This is a genomic window from Pseudomonas caspiana, from assembly GCF_002158995.1.
Lineage (GTDB): Bacteria > Pseudomonadota > Gammaproteobacteria > Pseudomonadales > Pseudomonadaceae > Aquipseudomonas > Aquipseudomonas caspiana.
Genome location: NZ_LOHF01000016.1, coordinates 137,921 through 144,618 on the forward strand (window position 1 = coordinate 137,921; position 6,698 = coordinate 144,618).

A 6,698-nucleotide genomic window follows, 5' to 3' on the forward strand; every position below is an offset into this window, starting at 1 on the left:
GTTTTACGAGCGCAGGTGATCCACAAGACTACCTGACGCTGAACATCTTGAAACCGTTACCAGTGATTCACTGGGCTTGTATCCAACGTGGACACATACCACGACGTGCAAGCGGCCAAAGACTTCACCAGTGAAACATTGAGCAGGTTTTTAGGAGCACGCTGTAATGCCCGAGATAGACATCTATCACTTCTTCCAACAGCTGGTTAATGGTCTGACCATTGGCAGCACCTATGCCTTGATCGCCATCGGTTACACGATGGTCTACGGCATTATCGGCATGATCAACTTCGCCCACGGCGAGGTGTACATGATCGGTTCCTACGTCGCGTTCATCGCCATTGCCGGTTTGACCATGCTGGGGCTGGACAGCCTGCCACTGGTCATCACCGCAGCGTTTGTCGCCAGTATCGTAGTGACCAGCGCCTACGGTTATTCCATCGAACGCGTGGCTTATCGACCGCTGCGTGGCAGTAACCGTCTGATCCCGCTGATTTCTGCCATCGGTATGTCGATCTTCCTGCAAAACTCGGTTCTGTTGTCTCAGGACTCCAAAGACAAATCGATCCCCAACCTGATTCCCGGCAACTTCGTGTTTGGCTCGGCCAGCACTCATGAAGTCGTGATTTCCTATATGCAGGTGCTGATTTTCGTCGTGACACTGATCGCGATGCTCGGCCTGACCTGGTTCATCTCCCGCTCCCGTCTGGGTCGCGCCTGCCGCGCCTGTGCGGAAGACATCAAGATGGCCAATCTTTTGGGCATCAACACCAACAACATCATCGCCCTGACCTTCGTCATCGGCGCTGCGCTGGCGGCAGTTGCTGCCGTCTTGCTGAGCATGCAATACGGCGTGATCAACCCCAACGCAGGTTTCCTGGTCGGCATCAAAGCCTTCACCGCGGCGGTACTGGGCGGTATCGGCAGTATCCCTGGCGCAATGCTCGGCGGTCTGGTGCTCGGCGTGGCAGAAGCGTTTGGTGCCGATATCTTCGGCGACCAGTACAAGGATGTGGTGGCGTTCGGTCTTCTCGTATTGGTGCTGTTGTTCCGGCCGACCGGCCTGCTTGGCCGTCCGGAGGTTGAAAAAGTATGATCAGGAATCTCAAATCGGCATTTTTCAGCGCCTTGTTGGTGCTGGCCGTCGCCTACCCGGTGTTCGGCCTGAAGCTGGAAATCGTCGGCGTCAAACTGGCCGTCATTGGTGCCAGCACGACCACCGTCAGCGTGATCATCGCTGGCGCCATCGCGATGTTCCTGCGCGTGCTGTTCAATGAACAGATCACCGCCGCCTGGCGCTCCTCACCAAACATGCCACTGGTGCCAGCCAAGGCCAGCAACTTCCTGAGCCTGCCGTCGACCCAGCGCTGGATCATTCTCGGCCTGGTGCTGGTCGCGCTGGTCTGGCCGTTCTTCGGCTCACGAGGCGCGGTGGATATCGCCACCCTGATCCTGATCTACGTGATGCTCGGCCTGGGCTTGAACATTGTGGTCGGCCTGGCCGGTCTGCTCGATCTGGGTTATGTCGGCTTCTATGCCGTAGGTGCGTACAGCTACGCCCTGCTCTCCCATTACTTCGGCCTGGGTTTCTGGATCTGTCTGCCAATTGCCGGAATGATGGCGGCGCTGTTCGGCTTCCTGCTGGGCTTCCCGGTACTGCGTCTGCGCGGCGACTATCTGGCCATCGTGACCTTGGGCTTCGGCGAAATCATTCGCTTGCTGCTGCGCAACATGACCGACCTCACCGGCGGCCCGAACGGCATCAGCAACATCGAGAAACCGACCCTGTTCGGCCTGTCCTTCGAGCGTAAAGCGGCTGAAGGCATGCAGACCTTCCACGAATATTTCGGGCTGCCATACAACTCGATCAACAAGGTGATCTTCCTGTATCTGGTTGCACTGCTGCTGGCCCTGGCTGCGCTGTTCGTGATCAACCGTCTGCTGCGGATGCCAATTGGCCGCGCCTGGGAAGCATTGCGTGAAGACGAAATCGCCTGCCGTGCGCTGGGTCTGAACCCGACCATCATCAAGCTGTCGGCCTTTACACTGGGTGCTGCATTCGCTGGCTTCGCAGGCAGCTTCTTCGCCGCTCGCCAAGGGCTGATCACGCCGGAGTCGTTCACCTTCATCGAGTCGGCAATCATTCTCGCTATCGTCGTATTGGGTGGCATGGGCTCGCAACTGGGCGTCATCCTTGCAGCCATCGTCATGATCCTGCTGCCTGAACTGATGCGTGAATTCAGCGAATACCGCATGTTGATGTTCGGCGCCATGATGGTGCTGATGATGATCTGGCGCCCTCAAGGTCTGCTGCCCATGCAACGTCCACACATGGAGCTGCGCAAATGAGCCGCCCAATCCTCGAAGTCAGCGGCCTGAGCATGCGCTTTGGCGGTCTGCTGGCGGTCAACGGCGTAGGCCTGACCGTCAATGAGAAACAAGTCGTGTCGATGATCGGCCCCAACGGCGCTGGCAAGACCACGGTGTTCAACTGCCTGACCGGTTTCTACAAGCCGACAGCGGGCACCATCCTGTTGGATGGCGAGCCGATTCAAGGGCTGGCCGGTCACGAGATCGCCCGCAAAGGCGTGGTGCGGACTTTCCAGAACGTGCGCCTGTTCAAAGAAATGACTGCCCTGGAAAACCTGTTGGTTGCCCAGCATCGTCACTTGAACACCAACTTCCTGTCGGGGCTGTTCCGTACACCGGCGTTCCGTCGCAGTGAGCAAGAGGCCATGGAATACGCGGCGCACTGGCTGGAAGCGGTCAACCTCAAGGAATTCGCCAACCGTACCGCTGGCACGCTGGCTTACGGTCAGCAACGCCGCCTGGAAATCGCCCGCTGCATGATGACTCGCCCGCGCATTCTGATGCTCGACGAGCCAGCTGCCGGTCTGAACCCGAAAGAAACCGAAGACCTCAAGGCCTTGATCGGCGTACTGCGTAACGACCACAACGCGACTGTGCTGTTGATCGAACACGACATGAAGCTGGTCATGAGCATTTCCGACCACATCGTCGTGATCAACCAGGGCACACCACTGGCCGACGGTACGCCGGAACAAATCCGCGACAATCCTGACGTGATCAAAGCCTACCTGGGGGAAGCGTAAATGCTGCAATTCGAAAACGTTTCCACCTTCTACGGCAAGATTCAGGCCTTGCACGGCGTCAACGTTGACGTGCGTCAGGGCGAAATCGTGACGCTGATCGGTGCCAACGGCGCAGGGAAATCCACACTGTTGATGACCTTGTGCGGTTCGCCTCGGGCTCACAGTGGCAGCATCCGTTACATGGGTGAAGAACTGGTCGGTCTGGAATCCTCGATGATCATGCGTAAAAGCATTGCCGTAGTCCCGGAAGGCCGTCGCGTGTTTGCCCGCCTGACCGTGGAAGAAAACCTCGCCATGGGTGGTTTCTTCACCGACAAAGGCGATTATCAGGAGCAAATGGACAAAGTCCTGCACCTGTTCCCCCGCCTGAAAGAACGCTTCAACCAACGCGGCGGCACCATGTCCGGCGGCGAGCAGCAAATGCTCGCAATCGGCCGTGCGCTGATGAGCAAGCCCAAGCTGTTGTTGCTCGACGAACCGTCGCTGGGTCTGGCGCCGATCATCATCCAGCAGATTTTCGAGATCGTCGAACAACTGCGTCGCGATGGGGTAACGGTGTTCCTGGTCGAGCAAAACGCTAACCAGGCCTTGAAAATCGCTGACCGCGCCTACGTACTGGAAAACGGCCGCGTGGTCATGCAAGGCACCGGTGAAGAGTTGCTGGTCGACCCGAAAGTGCGTGATGCTTATCTGGGTGGTTGATGCTTCGCTGCAATAAGAAAACGGCCTTCGGGCCGTTTTCTTTTGAGCACAGCCTGCAAAGGACCTGTAGGAGCCAACTTGTTGGCGAGCCGATGGTCCTGCGTAATCAGCAATGCCGTCTCCCAAACAAGCTGGCGCTCATCAAAAAAAAACATAGCCGCCTGAATTGGAATGCTTTTCCGTAGGAGCTCACGAGCAACGCGAGGCAGCGATAGCGTCCTGTCAGACACATCGCTATCGCGGCCTCGCGTTGCTCGTGCGCTCCTACAGATCAGTGTTCGCCGCGAGACAGCACGGTGTCAGTGTCACAGGGCAATCTCCTACAGCACGATCACTTACTCTTCTCTCACCCCCAACCGCTCCAGCGCCGCACTGCTGCGCTGAAACCAGCCCAACAGATAATCGGCCAGCACCTGCATACGCTTGGGTAATTCCCCTTCGTACGGATGCACCAGAAACAGCGGCGAAATACTCGTCTGGTAGTCACGGAACAGCCAGTGCAGCCGACCGTCGTTGATTTCCGCATGCACCATGTACGACGGTAATCGGGCGATTCCCGCGCCGACAAGCGCTGCCTTCTTCAGCAACCCGTAATGGTTACTGGCGAACGTACCGTTGACCTGAACACGGGTCAGCTCATGGTTCTGGTGATAAAGCCATTCGTTGCGGCCACTGTAATGACTATTGAGCAGGCAACTGTGGGCAATCAATTCATGGGGGCTGTTCGGCTGTCCATGAAGTTGTAAATAGGCGTTGCTGGCACAGGTCAGCTCCTGCATGGCGAGCAACGGCTTGGCAACGAGTCGCTCATCACTGGCCACATGGGAACGAATGGCCAGATCAAAGCCGTCACGGCGCAAGTCACGAAAGGCGTTGTTGAGCTCCAGCTCGACTTTCACCTGCGGGTACTGCGCCGAAAACTCCATCAGCAGGCCTTCGAAGAATGTCTCCCCCAAAGAAACGGGGGCAGTGACACGCACCTGACCCACCATGTCATCGCGCATCAGTTCAACGATGTTGCGCGCCCGCTCCATGCTGGCCAACAACTGCTGCCCTTGCGGCAACAACGCCGCGCCAGCCGACGTGAGACTCAGACTGCGGGTGCTGCGGTGCAGCAGCATCACGCCATAAGCCTGCTCCATCTGGCTGATCCGCTTGGACAGGTAACCTTTGCTGCAACCCAGGCGAACTGCTGCTGCAGTAAAACTGCCTGCGTCGATCAAGACCGCAAAGGCTGCAAGGTCATCGATTTCGCTCACTGTTATTGTTTCCCTATGAGAACCAAAGGTTGCCTATTAGCACGCTTATCGACGGCAAATAGCGACCCTACACTGCCCACTCGACATCCATGAATGAATCTTCGGAGTGACAGCATGAAAATTTTATTGATTGGTGCAAGTGGCACCATTGGCTCGGCCATCGCCCAGGAACTGGCCCAACGTCACGAGATTGTTCGCGCCGGCCGCAATAGTGGAGAAGAGCATGTGGATATTAGTGACAGTGCATCGATCCGAAAACTGTTCGAACGGATAGGCCGATTCGATGCAGTGGTTTGCGCCGCTGGCAATGTGAAGTTCGCGCCGTTGGCCGAAATGACTGAAAGCGATTTCGCCCTCGGCTTGCAGGACAAGCTGATGGGCCAGGTCAACCTGCTGCTGATCGGCCGCGAGTTCGCCAACGACGGCGCGTCATTTACGTTTACCACCGGTATCCTCAGTCACGACCCGATACGCGCAGGGGCGTCGGCCAGCCTGGTCAATGGTGCCATCGACGCCTTTGTTCGGGCAGCAGCCATAGAAATGCCACGCGGCATGCGGGTCAACTCGGTCAGCCCTAACGTACTGGTTGAAGCTATGGACAACTATGCGCCCTATTTTCGGGGCTTCAAGCCAGTTCATGCGGCAGAAGTGGCTCTGGCTTACGCAAAAAGTGTAGAGGGCCTGCAAACCGGTCAGACGTATCACGTTGGTTAATCCTCTTGTGATGGCGCCGCAGGCTGAGTAACGTGGCGACACTTGTCTGGAGACCACTCAATGTTTGCTGTTCGTTCCGCTCTGCTCGTTGCCCTGTTGCCCCTCTTCGCTGGCTGCCAGATGCTTGGCTCTCAATCCAGTTCAGCCCCTGTCTCGAAGGCTGGCTGGATTCGCATGCAGGGTAATCTGACCGGCGATGGCGGCAAGCTGATGTTTCAGCCGTGCAATGAGCAGCGTCGTTACGTGGTCAAGGACGGTGGCAATACAGGCATCCTGCAAGAAGCGACTCCCCTGGCGGACAGTTCCGGCAAGGTCTTCGCCGACCTGCGTGGTGTGTTCGTTGCCAGTAAAGCCGTCAACAGCGATGGTCAACTGGACCTGCGTCAGGTGTACCGCGTCGAACGTGCCGGCCAGGCCTGTGAAGACCCCAACTTCAAGCGCCTGACTTTGCACGTCAACGGCAACAAACCCGCGTGGAACGTTAACGTCAGTGGCAAAGGCATGGTCATTGAGCGTCTGGGCAAAGACTCCATTGCTGTCCCTTATGTGGAGGAACAACTGCCAGACGGCCGGTTCAGCGTCAGCAGTGAGGCCAACGGCAACAAGATGGAGCTCTGGGTTGCGCCACAACGTTGCGTCGATAGCGTGGATGGCTCGGTGCAGCATTTGACTGCTGAGTTGCGGATCAACGGCGAGACCGTGCGCGGTTGCGGGTATTACGGTGGTTCGCGGGATGACTGATCTCGGTTGAGTTAAAACTCGAGGATTACTGCTCCCATATCGCGGACTAGGTATCTGCACAACTTTTCCATGCAGGGATGTTTTTGTACATATCCATTGTTGCGTTACGGCTGGTATTGGTTGCGCCCTTACGGCGCCTCACTTTTGAAAGGAGCCCAAAAGTAAGCAT

Annotated in this window: 7 protein-coding genes; 6 read left to right on the forward strand and 1 reads right to left on the reverse strand. The window is 57.2% G+C overall.

Translation table 11 applies throughout. The annotated features are described in order from the left end of the window. The first annotated feature begins 166 nt into the window (after positions 1-166). The 4 genes from livH to AUC60_RS18510 are packed head-to-tail and all read left to right on the forward strand — an operon-like array spanning position 167 to position 3,815. Positions 167-1,096, forward strand: coding sequence for a high-affinity branched-chain amino acid ABC transporter permease LivH (livH, locus tag AUC60_RS18495; protein ID WP_087270748.1), 930 nt, complete (start codon positions 167-169; stop codon positions 1,094-1,096). After that, positions 1,093-2,349, forward strand: coding sequence for a high-affinity branched-chain amino acid ABC transporter permease LivM (locus tag AUC60_RS18500; RefSeq protein WP_087270751.1), 1,257 nt, complete (start codon positions 1,093-1,095; stop codon positions 2,347-2,349). The genes livH and AUC60_RS18500 overlap by 4 nt, the downstream gene beginning before the upstream one ends. After that, on the forward strand, positions 2,346-3,113 hold the full coding sequence (gene livG / locus AUC60_RS18505; RefSeq protein WP_087270754.1) for a high-affinity branched-chain amino acid ABC transporter ATP-binding protein LivG: 768 nt from the start codon (positions 2,346-2,348) through the stop codon (positions 3,111-3,113). The genes AUC60_RS18500 and livG overlap by 4 nt, the downstream gene beginning before the upstream one ends. Beyond that, positions 3,114-3,815, forward strand: coding sequence for an ABC transporter ATP-binding protein (locus tag AUC60_RS18510; RefSeq protein ID WP_087270757.1), 702 nt, complete (start codon positions 3,114-3,116; stop codon positions 3,813-3,815). A gap of 335 nt (positions 3,816-4,150) precedes the next feature. On the opposite strand, the gene AUC60_RS18515 is transcribed toward AUC60_RS18510, so the two are convergent. Continuing rightward, a complete protein-coding gene (locus AUC60_RS18515; protein ID WP_087270760.1) occupies positions 4,151-5,074 on the reverse strand; it encodes a LysR family transcriptional regulator in 924 nt (307 codons plus the stop codon). A gap of 114 nt (positions 5,075-5,188) precedes the next feature. Here AUC60_RS18515 and AUC60_RS18520 point away from each other — a divergent pair, with 114 nt between their 5' ends. Both AUC60_RS18520 and AUC60_RS18525 read left to right on the forward strand, forming a co-directional pair. Then, positions 5,189-5,788, forward strand: coding sequence for a short chain dehydrogenase (locus AUC60_RS18520; protein ID WP_087270763.1), 600 nt, complete (start codon positions 5,189-5,191; stop codon positions 5,786-5,788). A 60-nt stretch (positions 5,789-5,848) separates the two neighbouring features. After that, positions 5,849-6,529 carry a COG3650 family protein gene (locus AUC60_RS18525; RefSeq protein WP_087270766.1) on the forward strand — a complete coding sequence of 227 codons (681 nt, stop codon included), beginning with the start codon at positions 5,849-5,851 and terminating at the stop codon, positions 6,527-6,529. Positions 6,530-6,698 lie beyond the last annotated feature (169 nt).

Coding starts and splice junctions, on each gene's coding strand:
- livH (WP_087270748.1), top strand. CDS start 167: ATGCCCGAGATAGACATCTATCACTTCTTCCAACAGCTGGTTAATGGT.
- AUC60_RS18500 (WP_087270751.1), top strand. CDS start 1,093: ATGATCAGGAATCTCAAATCGGCATTTTTCAGCGCCTTGTTGGTGCTG.
- livG (WP_087270754.1), top strand. CDS start 2,346: ATGAGCCGCCCAATCCTCGAAGTCAGCGGCCTGAGCATGCGCTTTGGC.
- AUC60_RS18510 (WP_087270757.1), top strand. CDS start 3,114: ATGCTGCAATTCGAAAACGTTTCCACCTTCTACGGCAAGATTCAGGCC.
- AUC60_RS18520 (WP_087270763.1), top strand. CDS start 5,189: ATGAAAATTTTATTGATTGGTGCAAGTGGCACCATTGGCTCGGCCATC.
- AUC60_RS18525 (WP_087270766.1), top strand. CDS start 5,849: ATGTTTGCTGTTCGTTCCGCTCTGCTCGTTGCCCTGTTGCCCCTCTTC.